Raw genomic sequence first — 16,383 nt, 5'->3', positions numbered from 1 at the left:
CCGGCCACGGCTACAAGTTCTGCAGCGTGGTCGGCGAGATCATGGCCGATCTGGCGCTCGACGGCCGAAGCCCGTTCGATCTCAGTCTGTTTGCGATTGGGCGATTCGCCGCAACTTAGGACGGCACCGGTTACCGGGCGGACAGGTGTGGAGTTCCAGCACGAACGGCGCCCTCCCATTCCTCCGAACCGGACGTCCCCATCCGGTTCTATCCGGCGCCGAGCTCACGGCGGGCGAAGGCCGCGAGATGGTCCGACAACCGCTCCAGTACCGCGGCGCCGATCTCCGGTGTGGCGGCGCGCGCGTCCCCCATGATGCCGTTCGGCGTGATCGCCCTGAGGCCGCGCCTGAACAGGTCGTCCGTGTCGATACGGCCCATTTTCCCCTGCTCCAGACGGTCGCGCGCCACGAGGGCGGGGTGCTTCGCCATCATAACCGACGTCTCGGTCAGCTCGGCGTGAAGGGCGTCGACGTCCTGGCGCACGCCGAGGGACTCCGCGGCGGCGTTCATCACCTGCATCATCTCGAGCAGCGCGGCGCGGCCCGCGTAGGCGGCGATCCGGACCTGCTTCGACGTCCACTCGTCCCGCAAACGCCGCGCGGCCTCTTCCAGCGCGTCGAAGTTGCCGCCGTGCGAGGAGAAGAGCACGAAGTTCTGAAACCCATGCGGCGCGAGCGACCGCACGTACGCGAGGACGGTCTCGATCAGCGTCTCGCGGGGGACGGAAAGGCTTCCCGGGAACGCGAGGTGGTGATCGGAACAGCCCGGCCGGATCACGGGCGCAAGCAGCGCCCGGTCGAGTTTCCGCGCGACGCGCTCGCCCACCGCGTAGCCGATCGCTGTATCGGTCATGGTGGGCAGGTGCGGTCCGTGTTGCTCGATCGACGCCACTACGATGACAACCGTTCGCACTCCGTCGCCGATGGCTTCCTGAACTTCAGGCCACGACATGTGTTCGAGCAACACCGTATCTTTCACCGCTCCGCCCCCTTCCGTGTTGCGGCGGCGCCGCCGCCTACTCCATCGAACCGTCGAAGGAAAAGACGCGCGCCGGCCGCAGTTCGAGCATCGCCGCGGCCCATGTTGGCTCGCTCCCAAAGCGCAGCCGCCAGCTCCGGCCGAACGCCGGCTCCGTCTCTGTAATGCCGGCGCCGTCGTGGACCACAACGGGACCTTCCGCAATCACCGCCCGGTGCTCCGGCCGCGCGTCGCCTTCCATCACAACGACCGACGCGTACGGCCGGCTTCGAAGATTGCGAAGCCGCGCGCCTCGAACCGTCGCGATCCAGAACGCTCCCCGCCACACGCTGAACGCGATCGGCGCCGCGTGCGGCCGCCCGTCCGGACGCCCCGTGGCCAGCACCCCGTAGCGGCGGCGGTCCAAAAACGCGGCCATGCGCGGCAGATCCATGGCGGCGCCGCGCGGAAACGACTCGCGAATGCCCACGCCGGCCTGATCGTAGCTCCGGTCCTGGATCTCGATGAACGGCCGCACGTCGTCGGTCATGGCAGCGGCGCCGGCCTCGCTCGGTACCCGCTCGGGCTGACGCCGAACTCTCCGCGGAACGCGCGGTTAAAGTTCGAGACGTCGGCGAAGCCGCTGTCCAACGCGACGTCCACCACCTTCGCGGGGCCCTCCGACAACCGCAGCGCCGCGTTGCGCAGCCGGGTTCTCAGAACATACTGGTGCGGCGTGACGCCCGTAACGCGTTCGAAAGCGCGGAGGAAATGGAACGGGCTGAGGCCGGCCTCCTGCGCGAGACGCGCCAGGGTGAGCCTGCCGTCCGGTTGACGCTCGATGGTTCGGACCGCCGCGGCGACGCCGGCCTCCGCCCGTGACGGCATTGTGGGCGCGTCCGGGCGAGCCCTCCGCGTAAGCTGAACGGCGTGTGCGGCGACCAGAAGGCTCAGTTCTTCCCAACCCATATCCCCCGCCGCGACGAGCGCCGCGCAGGCGCGTGCGACCAACGGCGTCAGGGCACGCAGCGGCGGGACCCTGACCACCCGGAAACGATGGCCGTCCCCGCCCGCGCCGGCGGCCGACGCCAGACGCTCGAAGTATTCTGGCGTGTAGGCGAACGACAGGCAGCGGTCTCCGGCACCGTGGTCGTGTCGGCATTCAAAACGCTGACCGGCGTTTCCCAACATGAGGGACCCCGGCGTCAAGAGATCGTATCCGGCCGCGGCGCGATATTGAAAGCTGCCCGCGACGACCAGGCTGATAAACATATCGTCGTGCTGTTCTTCAAACGGACGGTCCTGCGGGCCGGACGTGCACACCACGTCGGACACCGACCACTCCCGACCTTCCGCAAGGACCCGCGCCGTCAACCGTCCCGGACCGCCTTCGAGGGCGCGCTTCGCCAGGGCATCGTCCAGGACGGCCGCAATTTTCGCCAAGATTCCCGCCTCTGGTCCGCCTTATAACAATCTAGCACCGGGACACGGCACGGGGCCAGCCATCGCTCCGGGCGCAGAAAGGAGATCACATGGCTCCTGGGCTGGTCCGCGACGATGTCCTGTGGCTGCACGAGACGACGTTTGCCGCCTGGAACTGGGCGCACAAATCGGTGCGTGCCGCGATAAAGGGACTGTCGGTCGAGGAGGCGGTGTGGCGGCCGGGACGCCACACGCACTCTGTGTGGGAGCAGATCAATCACCTCGCCTATTGGAAGGGGTACATCGTCCGCCGCGTGGCCGGCGAGCGTCCGCCGCACCCCCAGGCTTGGCCGGTCGCGGGCCGAAGCGCCGCTGAGCTTCGCCGCTCGATCGACGATCTCGCGCGGCTCCACCGGCGGCTGCGGGCAGCAATTCTCAAGATCGAACCGGAGCGTTTCGCGGGGTCGTGCAGCGGCAGGTACACGCTCGCGAGGCTGCTGCTCGGCGCCGCGGCCCACGATTCCTACCACGTCGGGCAGATCCTGCTTACGAGGAAACTCTATCGGGAAGCGCTGCGGCGGGCGTCGCCACGGGCCGGGCGCTAGGGATGCAGGCCGTCCCAGAGCACGTCGAGGACTCCGGCGACGAACTGTCGATCCGTCATTCTCAGCGCGTTCTTGCCGAGCGACAGCCGGGTGAACACCCAGAAGAAACACGGCCCCACCAGCGCGGAGGCCACCTGCGCCGGCGATAGATCCGACCGCAGGCCCCCGCGCGCCTGCTCGGTTTCGATAAATTCGGCCACCGCGGCGTAGAGGCGTTGAGATCCGCCGTTCCGCCCGCGCACGACTTCGCGGTGCCGGCGGGTGAGTTCCGCGTCGGAGAGCACCGCGACCGCGGCCGGTGTAATTTGTTCGAAGAACCGGATCACATTTAGGCAGAGGCGCCGAAGCCGTCCCCGGGGCGTCTCGCCGCTGACGATCGCAAGCGACTCCTGGAAAGCCGGGACGTCGACGAACACGGCCGCCAGGAGCAGGTCCTCTTTCCGAGGGAAGTGCCGGAAGATCGTTTCTTCAGCGCCGCCGGCGGCCCGGGCGATCTGCTTCGTCGTCACCCGCGCGATGCCGCGGTCTTCGATCAGCTGCCGCGTCGTCCGAACGAGCCGGCTTCTGGTGACGGATCCGGAGCGGGCCATGGCGAGAATATCGTGAGTAATCGTTCACTTGTCAAGCCTGGACACGCCGACCGGGCGGGGCTGAACGCGCGGCTTAGGGTTGGCCTGCCGCGACCTTGGGCATCCAGACCTGCCGCGCACCCTCGTACGCCGCGATCTCGTCTTCGTGCTGCAGGGTGAGCGCGATCGGGTCGAGGCCGTTCAGCAGGCAGTGCTTCTTGAACGGATCGATCTCGAAGCGGTCCGTCCGGCCGAACGCGTCCGTGACGGTCTGGCGCGCAAGATCGACCGTGATCTGATAGCCTTCACGGGTCGACGCCATGTCGAGCATCTCGCGGACCCGCGCCTCCGGCAGGACGATCGTCAGCAGGCCGATCTGGGCGCAGTTGTTGGCGAAGATGTCCGCGAACGACGGCGCGATGACCGCCTTGAACCCGTAGTCCTGGAGCGCCCAGGGCGCATGCTCGCGCGACGACCCGCAGCCGAAATTCCTGCCTGCGACGAGGATCGTGCCGTCGCGGTACTCGGGCTTGTTGAGCACGAAGTCCGGATTCGGAGAGCCGTCCTCGCGGTAGCGCATGCTGTAGAAGAGCACGTCGCCGTAGCCGGTCCGCTCGATCCGCTTGAGGTACCGCGCCGGCGTGATCAGGTCGGTGTTGCAGTCCGGGATGCCGAGCGGCACGACGACCCCGTTGTGGGTGCGAAACGGCTCCATCCTAGACCCTCCACTCGCGGACGTCGACGAAGTGGCCGGCGATGGCCGCGGCCGCGGCCATCGTCGGGCTCACGAGGTGCGTGCGGCCGCCCGGACCCTGTCGGCCTTCGAAGTTCCGGTTGGAGGTCGACGCGCACCGTTCGCCCGGGCCGAGAATGTCCGGGTTCATGCCGAGGCACATGGAGCAGCCCGCTTCGCGCCACTCGAACCCCGCCTCGGTGAAGATGCGGTCGAGCCCCTCGCGCTCCGCCGCCGCCTTGACCATCTGCGAGCCGGGCACCACCATCGCTCGGACCTTCGGGCTCACGCGCCGCCCCGCGACGACCTGAGACGCCGCGCGAAGATCTTCCAGCCGGGCGTTCGTGCACGACCCGATGAACACACGGTCGATCGCAATGTCCTGAATGGGCGTCCCCGGGCGCAGGGCCATGTACTCGAGCGCGCGTGCCACCGCGGCGCGCGCCTGGGGGTCGGTCTGGCCGGCCGGATCCGGCACACACCCGGTCACGGGTTCCGCCTGCGCGGGGTTGGTGCCCCACGTCACGAAGGGCTCGATCGTGGCGGCGTCCATCCGAACCGTCGCGTCGTACCGCGCGTCCGGGTCTGTGGGAAGCGCCCGCCACGCCTCGAGCGCGGCCTCCCACGCCGCCCCCTTCGGGGCGTACGGGCGGCCCTCGACGTACCTGAACGTCGTCTCGTCCGGCGCGATCAAACCGGCCCGGGCGCCGCCTTCGATCGTCATGTTGCAGACGGTCATGCGGCCTTCCATCGAGAGCGTCCGGATCGCCGCGCCGGTGTACTCGACGACGTGCCCCGTCCCGCCGCCCACGCCGTTCTGCCGGATGATGCCGAGGATCAGATCCTTGGCCGTGGTGCCGCGCGGCAGGTCGCCCTCGACGGAGATCTGCATCGTCTTGGGCCGCTGCTGCGGAAGCGTCTGGGTCGCGAGCACGTGCTCGACTTCGCTCGTGCCGATCCCGAACGCGAGCGCTCCGAACGCGCCGTGCGTGGCGGTGTGGCTGTCGCCGCACACAATCACCAGACCCGGGAGCGTGAGGCCGAGCTCCGGACCGATAATGTGCACGATCCCCTGGCGCGGACTCAGCATGCCCTCGAGCCGGATGCCGAACTCCTCCGCGTTGCGCTCGAGCGCCTCCACCTGGACCTTGCTCGTCGGATCGGCGATCGGTTCGGTGCGCGGCGTCGTCGGCACGTTGTGGTCGAGCGTCGCGTACGTCAGGTCGGGCCGGCGCACCCTGCGGCCGGCGAGCCGCAACCCCTCGAACGCCTGCGGCGACGTCACCTCGTGCACGAGGTGCATATCGACAAAGAGCAGGTCCGGCTCGCCCTCGCCCCGCGCGACGACGTGCGCGTCCCAGATTTTTGCCGCGAGCGTCTTTCCGCTCATGACTCCCCCTCGGTCCGAGGCGCGGCGTCCTCATCCGCGGCGGGACCGCCGGCCGTGCCTTTCGGCTCCACCGGCGCGGTCCGCTTTGGACGCGGCAGCGGCCGCGGACGGACCCCCATCTTGCCGGTCTCGCGGTCCGCGACCTTGCTGGCGCCATAGCTGTCCGGCTTCGTCACCGCGGCGTATCCGCTGCCTTGGACCATGCCGACGACCTCGCGGATGATCCGCTTGGTCTCGCCCCGGTCGCCGACGTCGAGATGGATCTCCAAAGGCAGTTCGCTGTAACCGTTCTTCGCGAGCTCCGCGCTGATCTGGCTCGCCGTCTCGAGGCTCAACGAGGTCTCGAACAGGATCCGCTGCCGGAGGCTCTCGATCTTCCGGTTGCGGAACCGGTGGTAGAAGTACCGCCCGCCGTGCCCGACCCGGTGGATCACCACCGCGGTGACGAAACATGTGTCGTCACCGAGCAGCGAGTCCGTCCCGATGATCAGGTTGTACTGCTGGTCGCGCTCCTCTTCCATGTACTGGACGATGTGCGCGAACATCCGGTCGAAGCTCAGTTTGCCGTGCGTCGGCGATATGAACTCCATCGGTTGTGCTCCTGCGCTTCAGTATATCAGAAACCCTTGGCAGAAGCGCTCGCGCCGCCGCGCCGGTTGTGCGCGGCTAGAGTTCGCGGCGGCCCTCGAGTGCGCGGGCGAGCGTCACCTCGTCCGCGTATTCGAGGTCGCCGCCGACCGGCAGGCCGTGTGCAATGCGGGTGACGCGCACGCCGAACGGCTTCAGCACCCGCGACAGGTACAGCGCGGTCGCTTCGCCCTCGACGCGGGGATTGGTTGCGATGATCACTTCCTTCACCGGCCCGTCGGTCTCACCCGGCCTCGGCGACACGCGCCGCAGGAGCTCGGCGATCCGCAGGTCGTCGGGGCCGACGCCGTCGAGCGGAGAGATCGCCCCGCCGAGCGCATGGTACACGCCGGAGAACTCGCGCGTCCGCTCCATCGCCGCGATGTCGCGCGGGTCCTCGACGACGCAGATCACCGCGCGGTCGCGACGATCACTCGAGCAGATCGCGCACGGATCGACGTCCGTGATGTTGCCGCAGATCGAGCAGTAGCGGATGAGGCGCTTGGCCTCGAGGATCGCCTGCGCCAGTGCCTGCGCGTCGGCCGGGTTCATCGACAGCATGTAGAATGCCAGCCGCTGCGCGGTCTTGGGACCGATCGTAGGAAGCTTGCCGAGCTCGTCGATCAGCCGCTGCAGCGGCGCCGCGTAAACCGACACGGGGCGGTGGACTACGGGCCGAGTCCGGGCAACCCGGGCAGCGACAGCCCGCCGGTCACCGCCTTCATTCGCTCCGCCGCCAACTCACGCGCCTTGCGGAGCGCTTCGCCGACCGCGGCGAGCACGAGGTCTTCCAAGAGGGACACGTCGCTCGGGTCGACGGCGGCGGGGTCGATCTTCACCTCGAGCAGATCGCCGTGGCCGTTCGCGACGGCGCGGACCACGCCGCCGCCCGCGGTCGCCTCGACGCGTTCCTGCGCGAGTTCCTCCTGCGCGCGGGCCATGTCCGCCTGGACTTTCTGAACCTGCTTCATCATCTTCTGCATGTTGAACACGGCGGCTACTCCAGGCGGCGGACTTCTTGCACCGGGTTGCCGAAGCGCCGGATTGCTTCGTCGACGAGGGTGCGCGACGCCTGCGCCTCCCCCGAGGAGGCCCCCGGCGGGGACTCCCCGGACGCCGGCGGGCCCGCCGGCAGCACGTCTGTCTCCGCGGTCTCGTCGAGCATGAACCGAAGCCGGTAGGCCGCGCCCAGCACGCGCGTGAGCGCGTCTGTGACGACACCCCGGTTCTTGGCCTCCTCCAGGCGCTCCAGGTGGAACGGGTGGCGGACGCCGAGCAGGACCTCGTTGTCCGCCACGCCGCGGGGCGCGCTCTCGAGCAGGTAGGCGTGCACCGCGCGTGTGCGCTGCTTCACGTCGTCCATCACGGCCGGCCACCGCGCCTTGAGGCCGTCGATCGTGAGGGGCGCGTCCGAATCGGCCCGAGCCGCAAAGACAGGTGAGGGCGGCGCTTCAGCGGCTGTCGCGACCCCGGGGGCCGGGGGCATGCCGGCGATCTCCACGGGCGTCGATCCCGCGAACGCCGAGCGCGGCGGTTTTCGCGCCGGCTTGTCCGCGGCGGCGGGGCGGTCCGGCGCGGACCGGCCCGGCGTCGAGCGATCCTGGCCGGGTTCCGCCCCCGCGGGGGTGGAAGGAGCAGCCCCCCCGCCCTGCTCGAGCGCGGCGACGCGCGCGGCGAGACTCTCGATCGACGGGTCGAGCTCGGGCCGCGACGCGCGCAGGAGCGCCATCTCGAGAGTGACGCGCGGCTGCGTCGCGGCCCGGGCCTCGGCCTCCGCCGCGGCGAGAACCCGGATGTACTGCGCGATCACACCGGGGGCGACGCCCGCCGCCTGCGCCCGCAGCGCCCGGAGCCGCTGGTCGGTCGTCTCGAGGATCGCCTGGGGCTCGCGCATCACCGCGACCACCAGCAGATCCCGGAACTGGTCGACGAGGCTGCGCAGGACCTGACGCACGTCGCGCCCTTCGTCGAGAAGCTTCCCGGCAAGCACGAGGGACCCGCCGGCGTCGCCGTCGATGATCGCCTGGGCCATCTCGTGCGCGACGTCCTCGTCGACGACCCCGAGCACCGCGAGGACGTCCGCCTTCGTGATCCGGCCGCGGCAGAACGCATTCAGCTGGTCGAGCAGGCCTTCGGCGTCGCGCAGCGCGCCGTCCGCGGACCGCGCGACGAGATGGAGCGCGTCGTCGTCGACGGCCAGCGACTCGGCCTTCGCGATCCTGCGGAGCCGCTCGACCATCGTGGTCTGCGGAATGCGCTTGAAGTCGAAGCGCTGCGTCCGCGACGTGATCGTCGTCGGCAGCCGGTGCGGCTCCGTCGTCACGAGGACGAGCACCGCGTGCGGCGGCGGCTCCTCAAGCGTCTTCAGCAGCGCGTTCGCCGCCTCGGTCGTGAGCATGTGCGCTTCGTCGATGATGTAGACTTTGTAGCGGCCTTCGACCGGCACCAGCCGCACTTTCTCGCGCAGGTCGCGGATCTCGTCGATGCCGCGGTTGCTCGCCGCGTCGATCTCGATCACGTCGAGCGAGCTCCCGGTGGCGATCGCGATGCAGGAGGGGCAGGTGTTGTCCGGGGTAGGCGTCGGGCCGCGCACGCAGTTGAGGCACTTGGCGAGAAGGCGCGCGGTCGTCGTCTTGCCGCTGCCGCGGTGGCCGCAGAAGAGATACGCGTGCACGATCCGGCCGGCCGCGATGGCGTTCTGGAGCGTGCGGGTGACGCGCTCCTGGCCGACGACGTCCTCAAACGTCTGCGGACGCCACTTGCGGTAGAAAGACACGTGGGACAGCGAACGTCACCTCGCGCAGGTCTCGCCCCGTATTCGCCGAACCTTTCCCGCACTCCTGGAGGTGGCCTATTTCGCCGCGGATCCTCGCGATTTTTTCGCTCGCCGCCGCGATCCTGGTCTTCGCCGATGCCCGCCGCCGAATGCGTTCCGTCCACGCGGTGCTGTGGGCCGTCGCGGGCGTCGCGTTCGTCGGCGCCGCCGTTCCGCTCTATCTGATCGTCCGCCCCACGGGTCGCACCACCTGGGGCCTGGTGGAAGTCGTCGGGGTGACGCTGTTCTTCGCGGGCACGCTGCCGCTCGCCGGTCTGCTGCTGCCCCACGGGGCCGCGACGTCGCTTCCGCCGTTCTGGTTGGTCATGGCGCTCGCGCTCGGCCAGGATGCGTCCTTCGTCGCGGCGGCGCTGTATCTCGCGGCGGTGAAGTACCGTCTGCCGATCGCGGCGCTGGGGCTGCGGGTCGACCATGCGCGCACGCGGGTGTTCCAGGGCCTCGGCGCATCGGTCGCCGCAGTCCTCGGCAACGGCCTCGGCCAGAACCTGACGATCACGCTCATCGCGCTCAACATCGGCGGGGCCGCCGCGACCAAGTACGTGAACGGCGAGGAGCAGCGCAGCCCGATCTACCGGATGTTGCCGCACCTGCACGCCGGCGCGGAGATGGCGGTGCTCACCTTCGTGGTCGGCGTGGTCGTGCCGATCGGCGAGGAGGTCTTCTTTCGCGGCCTGGTGCTCGGCGCGCTGCGGCGGTCGCTCAGCCGGCACGCGGCGGTCATCGTGAGCGCGCTCTTCTTCGCCGCGGCGCACCTTCAGGCCGTGGAGCTGCTGCCGATCCTGATCCTCGGCCTCGTCCTCGGCTACCTGTACGAGTTTACGGGCTCGATCGTCCCCGGCATGATCGCGCACGGCCTCAACAATCTCGCCGCGCTCTTTCTCTTCTACCAGACGTCGGCGATCGGCCCGTAGCCCGTTTCCGCCGTGGTGAAGGAACGACAGCCGATCGTACGAGTATTATTCTTTCAGAGCGGAGCTCTCGGGTCACGCGGGCCTGCGCCTCGATGGCGCGCATTGGAGGAGTCTCAGGAATGACGGGCAGAGCGGAAAGCCGCACGGGCGATCCGGGGGAGAAGGCGATCGAGGAATTCCGCACGCAACTGGCGGGCGAGGTGGTCGTCCCGGGAGACGGCGGGTACGACGCCGCCCGCTCGGTGTGGAACGGCTACATCGACAAGCGCCCGCGCGTCGTCGCCCGGTGCAAAGGCGTTGCCGACACCCTGACCGCCGTGCGTTTTGCTCGGTCGCAGAACCTGCTGACGGCGGTGCGCGGCGGGGGGCATAACGTCGCCGGCTTCGGCACGTGCGACGGCGGGATCGTGATCGACCTGTCTGCGATGAAAGGGATGCGGGTCGATCCGGAGGCGCGGACGGCCCGCGCCCAGCCGGGTCTTACCTGGGGCGAGTTCGACCGCGAGACCCAGGCCTTTGGACTCGCGACGACCGGCGGGCTCGTGACGACGACGGGGATCGCGGGGTTCACGCTCGGCGGCGGCATCGGATGGCTCATGCGAAAGCATGGGCTCACCAGCGACAATCTGATCTCCGCGGACGTCGTGACGGCGGACGGCCGGCTCCTGACCGCGAGCAGCGCGAGCCATCCCGACCTCTTTTGGGCCCTGCGCGGCGGCGGCGGGAACTTCGGCATCGTCACCTCGTTCGAGTACCGCCTTCATCCGGTGGGTCCGGTCGTCCTCGGCGGCGCCGTCTTCCACCCGGCCGCGAAGGCCCGCGAGGTACTGCGGTTCTACAACCGCTGGGCCGCCACGTTGCCGGACGAGATGACGTCGATGGTGGCGTTCATCACCGCGCCGCCCCTCCCGTTCATACCCGCGCGGCTACACGGCACGCCGATGATCGCGGTCGCCGCATGCTATGCGGGATCCGTGGAGGGTGGACAGCGGGTTGCGCAGCCGCTCATCGCGTTCGGTCCCCCGGAGGTTGCGCACGTCGGACCGGTGCCGTACCGCATCCTCCAGGGTATGTTCGATGCCAGCGCACCGCGCGGGATCCATTCATACTGGAAAACGCACTACGTGGCGGACCTGTCGGACACCGCGATCGACGCTCTCGTCGCGGAGACGGCAAAGATGCGTTCGCTGTCGCCGTTTACGACGTTGCACATCCACCACCTCGAGGGCGCGGTCGGCCGCGTCGCCCCCGATGCGACCGCCTTCCGGCATCGATCGCCGCGGTACGCGATGAACATCGTCGGGCTGTGGACCGCCGGCGAGCAGCCGGATCCGCACATCGCGTGGGTGCGCCGGACGTTTGACGCCGTCCAGCCGTTCGCGACCGGCGCCCCGTATCTCAACTTCCTCGGCGACGAAGGGGCCGACCGCGTTCGCGCTGCGTACGGAGCCGACACCTACGATCGGCTGGCCGGGATCAAGCACCGCTACGATCCGGCGAATTTCTTCCGTGTGAACCAAAACATCCGGCCGGCGGCGCCGTCGCTCGCCTAGGGCGGTCTCAATCGGCGCCGGCCGCCCGCGCCCGAGTCAGGCGCGCGACACGGCCGCCGGTGGCGCGGATGAGGCCGGCGCCCGACAACAGCAGCTGCACCCCGCGGCGGCCCGCGCTGACGCTGACCCGGTCCAGGCCGCGGGCGCTTTCGTCGATAAACACGGCGGCATGGCCCTTGCCGCCCAGCGGCGACACCCCGCCGCGCTGGTAACCCGTCAGACCCGGCAATTCCCTCACGGGCACCATCTCGGTTCGCTTGTTGCCCGACCGGGCCGCGAGCGCCTTCAGGTCGAGATCGGCCGAGGCGGGGATGCACGCCATGACGACGCCGGTCTTGTCGCCGCGCACGACCAGCGTCTTGAACACCCGCTCCGGCGGAAGGCCGACTTTGGCCGCCGCGGTGACGGCATCGAGATCGTCCTCGGAGTACGCATACTCGCGGACCTCGTACGGAATCCGCAGCCGGTCGAGAAGGTGCGCGGCGACGGTTTTCACATCACCAGGACCGCTGCTCGACCCCGCAGTACGCCGCGATAAACGACGCGAGCCACGTCACCGCGCGCCGCAGCTGGTCGACGGGCACCATCTCGTCGGGGCTGTGCCCGCGATAGATCTCACCCGGTCCGAAGTTGATCGCCGGGATGCCGCCGGAATTCACGAGATGACGGCCGTCCGTGATCGCGGAAAACCCTCGCACGATCGGGGCCTCGCCCAGGTCTCGGCCGGCGGCGGCAAACGCGGCCACGGCCGGATGCGCCGGCTCGGTGACCGCGGGATCCATCGGCGCGTCCTGCCACGTCAGCGCGGGCGGGTGCTCCGCCGTCCACGGCGCCGCGGCGGTCACGCGCGCGAGCGCCGCTTCCACGGCGCGCCGCATCTCTCCGGTGCGGTCGCCGCCGATCATGCCGACGTTGTAGTGGAGCTCGCACACATCGGGGACCGCGCGTCCGGCCGGTCCGGAGTTGAGCGACATGAGGTTCCAGACGCGCCCCTGCGGGAGCGGCTGCCACAGCGGATGCATCGCCGTGCGGTCGAGATCGTCGCGCAGCGCTTCGAGGGCGACGGCATACCGCCACGCCTGGTGGATCGCATTCACGCCGCGCCAGCCCTCGCCCGGATGCGCCCGCCGTCCGGTGACGCGAAGCGTCAACGACGTCGAGCCGCGCGATCCCGGACAGACGACGAGGCCGGTCGGCTCGCCCACGACCGCGGCGTCCGCCGTGTAGCCGCGCCGGAGGCAGTCCAGAGTCCCCGCGCCGCCCGCTTCCTCGTCGACCACCGAGTGAATCGCCACCGGCCACCGGGGCACGAGCCCCGCCCGGCGCAGCGTCATGAACGCGCCGACGAACGAAAGGAGGCAGCCCTTGGCGTCGGCCGAGCCGAGGCCGCACACCTGCCCGTCGTGCACCGCCGCCGACAGCGGCGGGGACGACCACGCGGCGGGATCGCCCGCATGCACCGTGTCCGCATGGCTGTTCAGGAGGAGCCGCGCGCGGCGGCCGTCCGGTATGTCAACGGACGGCGCCCACGCGACGACGTTCGGCCGGCCGCGGAAGCCCTGCGCCGGCACGAACCCGCGCATGAACGGATACTGCGCGACGACCGCCTCGGCGTCCGGCTCCCACGACTCGACCCGGCAGCCGAGGCGCTCGAGCTCGCCGGCGAGCATCTGCTGCAGCGCGCCTTCGCCCGCCCCGCCCTGCGCGGGATTCACGCTCTCGGTGCGCACCGCGGCCTGGAGGCGGGCGACGATCTCCGGCAGCACGGTTTCGCCGGCGCGGCGGATGCGTTCGGTGAGCGCGCCCGTGTCCGTCTACCGGTGCACCGAGACGCCGCTGAGATCCGTCCAGCCGAGCCCCAGCGGCGAGCCTTCGAACCCGCGGACGTACGGCTTCACGAGCACCGCCCAATGCGTGAAGACGATCGGGACCAGCGCCGCATCGCCCATTGCCTCCGCCTCCGCTTTGCGGTAGGCCGCCTCCCGCGCCGTCTCCGTGGAGGCACCGTTGGCCTCGTTGATCAGCGCGTCGACCGCCGGGCTGCTGTAGTTGGCGGCATTCAAACCGCTCCGGCTGTCGAGCAGCTGATCCAGATAGACGCTGTAGTCGAGGAACGACGCGGTCCAGCCCGTCATAAACGACTGAAACACCGTGCGGCGGTTGAGCGACGCGCGGAAGGCGGCAAACTCCTGGCGCTGCAGCCGCACGTCCAGCCCGAGCGCGTCTTTGAGCATCGCGGCGCTCGCCTCGGCCGCCATCTGATAGTCCGGCGCCGCGGGGTTGAGGGCCATCGTGAGCGGCGGCATGCGCCCCGCCCATCCCGCCTCCGCGAGCAGCCGTTTGGCCGCCGCGGCATCGTAGAGCAGCGTCTTGACGTTGGGATCGGTGCCCGGGACCTGCGGCGGCGTGATCGTGTACGCGGCCGTGTAGAATCCGAAGAAGACGGTCTTCGCGATTCGCTCGCGGTCGACGGCCTGCGCCACTGCGCGCCGGACCCGGACGTCCCTGAAGGGTGGGTAGACCGCACCGTTGAGACCCATGTATATGCTCTGCGCGCGCGGGAAGAGCTTCAGTTGCCCGCGGTACTTCGGATCGCGCGAGATGCGGCCGTAGTCCGCCAGGGGCACGTTGGTCTCGTCAAGATCTCCCGCCTCGTACATGTTGAGTCGCGTCTGCTCGGACGGCACGATCAGCATTTCGATCGTCGCGACCTTGGGGGCCCCCAAGAAGAAGTCGGGCACGGCGTTGAACACGAAGCGGCTGTTGTGCTCCCAGCGCACGAGCCGGAACGGTCCCGCGCCCGCGTCGGTCTTCTCGAACCACCCGCGCCCGCCGGCCTCCACTTCCTCACGGTTCAGCACCACGGCCTGATACGAGGTGAGCCGGTAGAGAAACCCGCCGCGCCCTTCGGGGCGCAGCGCAATCTGCAGCGTCGTCGGGTTCACCACCCGGACGCCGGCCAGCGAATCCGCGGCGCCTGAGTGCACCGCGTCGAAGCCGACCACGCCGCCGAGCAGCGCCTGCACAGCCCCGCTCGTTGTCTCCGGCCGGACCAGCCGGTCGAAGGACCACTTCCAGTCCGTCGCGGTCACGGGCCGGCCGGTGTGAAACTTCGCCCGAGGATCCAGCGCGAACGTATAGACGAGGCTCCCGCCCGTGACCGTCCAGCTTCGGGCGCCCATCGGCCGGAGGCGCCCCGCGTTGTCGATCGTCACGAGCCGCAGTTGCGTCAACCATGCCGCCGTCGCGCCGGTGAAATCGGCGGCCACGTGAGGGTCGAGCGACGGCGCCTCGCCGACCGCGTAGGTACGGAACACAGATCCGGAAGTCCCGGCCGGAGCGCCGATCGCCGGCGCCGAGAGCAAGGCCGCCGCTGCGGCCGCGGCGAGCAGCCGGAGGCGCATCATCGGACGCGCCGCCGCGCCGCCCGCGGCTTTTCGGCGAGTTGAACGAAACTGGTGATCCCCAGATGGTTGAGCAGCGGCCAGTTCGCGATGAACAGCAGGCGCGCCGGCCGCGTCCGATCGTCGTTGACGTGCCGGTGCACGACCATCGGCGGAATGTAGAGCCCGTCGCCGGCTCGCCAGCGGACGGTCTTGCCGTCGTGCACGTCGTGGCCGCGGCCGTCCAGCACGTAGGCCACGGCTTCGAAGTTGTGGTGGTGGGAGCCGGTGGCCGCGCCCGGCGGAATCTCACGAATGAACATGGCCAGGTTCTTGGAGTCGAAGCCGGTAACCGAGTCGACGATGTACGCGCTGCGGCCGTGCAGGTTGTCCTCCCAGCGCAGTGCGCGCGACCGGATCGCGCGCTTCGTCGCGCGCCGGCGGCTGTCGACCGCCGCCTTGACGTAGTGGATTCGCTCGACGAACTTGCGCATCTTGCGGTTCGCCTTCCCCTGCGCCGTCATGAACGTCCCCCTTTGCGGATCATCGCCGGCCGGCTCCGCGACCGGTGCCAGTGGTAATTAACGCCGGCGCTGGCGCGGGTCGAGCCGCTCGGCGAGCGACTCCCCCAGCACGTTGAAAGCGATCACCGTGAACGACAGCGCCGTCGCCGGCACGATGACCAGGTACGGGTGGCTCTGCAGGTACTGAAACGACTCGTTGATCATGAGCCCCCAGCTCGGCCGCGGGGGCTGCACCCCGATGCCGATAAAGCTCAGCGTGGCCTCGGTCAGCACGAGCGCGCTCACGTCGAGCGTCGCGCGCGCCGCGAGCAGGTGTACCGCGTTCGGCACGAGGTGCCGCAGCAGGAGCCGGCCGGGCCGCGCGCCGATCGCGCGGGCGGCCTCGATATATTCCCGCTCGCGGAGCGAGACGACCTCGCTCCGGATCGTCCGCGCCATCGCGGGCCAGGCGGTCATCGTCAGCGCGAGGACGATGTTGAGCAGGCTCGGCCCGAAGATGCCTGTGACCAGGACCGCGAGCAGCAGCGACGGAAACGCGATCAGCAGATCGACGATCCGCATCAGCGCCGCGTCCACCGGGCCGCCGTAGAAGCCCGCCACCGTCCCCCACGCGACGCCCACGACCGACTCCGCGGCCACGGCGGAAAAGCCGACGGTCAGCGAAATACGCGCGCCGTGCAGCAGCCGGCTGAACAGGTCCCGGCCGAACTGGTCCGTGCCGAGCCAGTGAAGCGGCTTCGGTCCCTGCAGCGCCTGATCGAGGTTTTGGCGATCGTAGCCGTACGGGGCGATCCACGGCGCCGCGAGCGCGGCCGCCAACAGCAGCACGAGGAAGCCCGCGGCCGCGGCCGCGGGCCAGTCGCGCCGCAGCC

The 16,383-nt window shown here is 69.8% G+C and carries 18 protein-coding genes; 3 read left to right on the top strand and 15 right to left on the bottom strand.

Features of this window, described 5'->3' with window-relative positions; all coding sequences use genetic code 11:
- Positions 1-208: 208 nt before the first annotated feature.
- The 3 genes from VFL28_05900 to VFL28_05890 are packed head-to-tail and all read right to left on the bottom strand — an operon-like array spanning position 209 to position 2,401.
- Complete coding sequence (locus tag VFL28_05900; protein HET7264184.1) at positions 209-979, bottom strand: creatininase family protein; 771 nt, start codon at positions 977-979, stop codon at positions 209-211.
- Between the two features lie 37 nt (positions 980-1,016).
- A complete protein-coding gene (locus tag VFL28_05895) occupies positions 1,017-1,508 on the bottom strand; it encodes a pyridoxamine 5'-phosphate oxidase family protein (GenBank protein HET7264183.1) in 492 nt (163 codons plus the stop codon).
- Positions 1,505-2,401: an AraC family transcriptional regulator gene (locus tag VFL28_05890; GenBank protein HET7264182.1), complete on the bottom strand. Its 897-nt coding sequence runs from the start codon at positions 2,399-2,401 to the stop codon at positions 1,505-1,507. Before VFL28_05890 ends, VFL28_05895 begins: the two co-directional genes overlap by 4 nt.
- 89 nt (positions 2,402-2,490) lie before the next feature.
- Here VFL28_05890 and VFL28_05885 point away from each other — a divergent pair, with 89 nt between their 5' ends.
- Positions 2,491-2,985: a DinB family protein gene (locus VFL28_05885; protein HET7264181.1), complete on the top strand. Its 495-nt coding sequence runs from the start codon at positions 2,491-2,493 to the stop codon at positions 2,983-2,985.
- On the opposite strand, the gene VFL28_05880 is transcribed toward VFL28_05885, so the two are convergent.
- From VFL28_05880 to dnaX, 7 genes are all read right to left on the bottom strand, one after another.
- Entirely contained in the window at positions 2,982-3,575 is a 594-nt protein-coding gene (locus VFL28_05880; protein ID HET7264180.1) for a TetR/AcrR family transcriptional regulator, read from the bottom strand. The two genes, VFL28_05885 and VFL28_05880, sit on opposite strands and share 4 nt — an antisense overlap.
- Positions 3,576-3,648: 73 nt before the next feature.
- Positions 3,649-4,269 carry a 3-isopropylmalate dehydratase small subunit gene (gene leuD / locus VFL28_05875; protein HET7264179.1) on the bottom strand — a complete coding sequence of 207 codons (621 nt, stop codon included), beginning with the start codon at positions 4,267-4,269 and terminating at the stop codon, positions 3,649-3,651.
- 1 nt (position 4,270) lies between these two features.
- Complete coding sequence (gene leuC / locus VFL28_05870; protein HET7264178.1) at positions 4,271-5,677, bottom strand: 3-isopropylmalate dehydratase large subunit; 1,407 nt, start codon at positions 5,675-5,677, stop codon at positions 4,271-4,273.
- Positions 5,674-6,267 carry a ribonuclease H-like YkuK family protein gene (locus VFL28_05865; protein HET7264177.1) on the bottom strand — a complete coding sequence of 198 codons (594 nt, stop codon included), beginning with the start codon at positions 6,265-6,267 and terminating at the stop codon, positions 5,674-5,676. The genes leuC and VFL28_05865 overlap by 4 nt, the downstream gene beginning before the upstream one ends.
- Before the next feature lie 76 nt (positions 6,268-6,343).
- On the bottom strand, positions 6,344-6,961 hold the full coding sequence (gene recR, locus VFL28_05860; GenBank protein ID HET7264176.1) for a recombination mediator RecR: 618 nt from the start codon (positions 6,959-6,961) through the stop codon (positions 6,344-6,346).
- An 11-nt stretch (positions 6,962-6,972) separates the two neighbouring features.
- Positions 6,973-7,287, bottom strand: coding sequence for a YbaB/EbfC family nucleoid-associated protein (locus tag VFL28_05855; GenBank protein ID HET7264175.1), 315 nt, complete (start codon positions 7,285-7,287; stop codon positions 6,973-6,975).
- A 14-nt stretch (positions 7,288-7,301) separates the two neighbouring features.
- Positions 7,302-9,080: a DNA polymerase III subunit gamma/tau gene (dnaX, locus tag VFL28_05850; protein ID HET7264174.1), complete on the bottom strand. Its 1,779-nt coding sequence runs from the start codon at positions 9,078-9,080 to the stop codon at positions 7,302-7,304.
- Between the two features lie 149 nt (positions 9,081-9,229).
- Here dnaX and VFL28_05845 point away from each other — a divergent pair, with 149 nt between their 5' ends.
- A complete protein-coding gene (locus VFL28_05845) occupies positions 9,230-10,051 on the top strand; it encodes a CPBP family intramembrane glutamic endopeptidase (protein ID HET7264173.1) in 822 nt (273 codons plus the stop codon).
- Between the two features lie 119 nt (positions 10,052-10,170).
- Entirely contained in the window at positions 10,171-11,604 is a 1,434-nt protein-coding gene (locus VFL28_05840; protein HET7264172.1) for an FAD-binding oxidoreductase, read from the top strand.
- 7 nt (positions 11,605-11,611) lie between these two features.
- Here VFL28_05840 and ybaK read toward each other — a convergent pair whose 3' ends face one another.
- The 5 genes from ybaK to VFL28_05815 form a co-directional block, all read right to left on the bottom strand.
- The gene (gene ybaK / locus VFL28_05835; protein HET7264171.1) at positions 11,612-12,100 is read right to left on the bottom strand and encodes a Cys-tRNA(Pro) deacylase; all 489 of its coding nucleotides are present in this window, start codon (positions 12,098-12,100) and stop codon (positions 11,612-11,614) included.
- Between the two features lies 1 nt (position 12,101).
- Complete coding sequence (locus tag VFL28_05830) at positions 12,102-13,370, bottom strand: M20/M25/M40 family metallo-hydrolase (GenBank protein HET7264170.1); 1,269 nt, start codon at positions 13,368-13,370, stop codon at positions 12,102-12,104.
- Positions 13,371-13,418: 48 nt separating this feature from the next.
- Positions 13,419-15,011 carry an ABC transporter substrate-binding protein gene (locus VFL28_05825; GenBank protein ID HET7264169.1) on the bottom strand — a complete coding sequence of 531 codons (1,593 nt, stop codon included), beginning with the start codon at positions 15,009-15,011 and terminating at the stop codon, positions 13,419-13,421.
- Entirely contained in the window at positions 15,008-15,511 is a 504-nt protein-coding gene (locus VFL28_05820) for a cupin domain-containing protein (protein ID HET7264168.1), read from the bottom strand. Before VFL28_05820 ends, VFL28_05825 begins: the two co-directional genes overlap by 4 nt.
- Before the next feature lie 57 nt (positions 15,512-15,568).
- On the bottom strand, positions 15,569-16,383 hold an 815-nt coding region (locus VFL28_05815), incomplete at its 5' end, for an ABC transporter permease (protein ID HET7264167.1).

The sequence above is a fragment of the bacterium genome (assembly GCA_035691305.1).
GTDB lineage: Bacteria > Sysuimicrobiota > Sysuimicrobiia > Sysuimicrobiales > Segetimicrobiaceae > DASSJF01.
The sequence above is the reverse complement of the archived record's forward strand: the minus strand, read 5'-3'. Positions and strand labels throughout refer to the sequence as shown.

What these genes read in the sequence shown, in the direction of transcription:
- leuC (HET7264178.1), bottom strand. Translation starts at nt 5,677, where the DNA reads ATGAGCGGAAAGACGCTCGCGGCAAAAATCTGGGACGCGCACGTCGTC.
- VFL28_05895 (HET7264183.1), bottom strand. Translation starts at nt 1,508, where the DNA reads ATGACCGACGACGTGCGGCCGTTCATCGAGATCCAGGACCGGAGCTAC.
- VFL28_05825 (HET7264169.1), bottom strand. Translation starts at nt 15,011, where the DNA reads ATGATGCGCCTCCGGCTGCTCGCCGCGGCCGCAGCGGCGGCCTTGCTC.
- VFL28_05880 (HET7264180.1), bottom strand. Translation starts at nt 3,575, where the DNA reads ATGGCCCGCTCCGGATCCGTCACCAGAAGCCGGCTCGTTCGGACGACG.
- VFL28_05855 (HET7264175.1), bottom strand. Translation starts at nt 7,287, where the DNA reads ATGCAGAAGATGATGAAGCAGGTTCAGAAAGTCCAGGCGGACATGGCC.
- VFL28_05865 (HET7264177.1), bottom strand. Translation starts at nt 6,267, where the DNA reads ATGGAGTTCATATCGCCGACGCACGGCAAACTGAGCTTCGACCGGATG.
- VFL28_05845 (HET7264173.1), top strand. Translation starts at nt 9,230, where the DNA reads ATGCGTTCCGTCCACGCGGTGCTGTGGGCCGTCGCGGGCGTCGCGTTC.
- leuD (HET7264179.1), bottom strand. Translation starts at nt 4,269, where the DNA reads ATGGAGCCGTTTCGCACCCACAACGGGGTCGTCGTGCCGCTCGGCATC.
- VFL28_05840 (HET7264172.1), top strand. Translation starts at nt 10,171, where the DNA reads ATGACGGGCAGAGCGGAAAGCCGCACGGGCGATCCGGGGGAGAAGGCG.
- VFL28_05820 (HET7264168.1), bottom strand. Translation starts at nt 15,511, where the DNA reads ATGACGGCGCAGGGGAAGGCGAACCGCAAGATGCGCAAGTTCGTCGAG.
- VFL28_05885 (HET7264181.1), top strand. Translation starts at nt 2,491, where the DNA reads ATGGCTCCTGGGCTGGTCCGCGACGATGTCCTGTGGCTGCACGAGACG.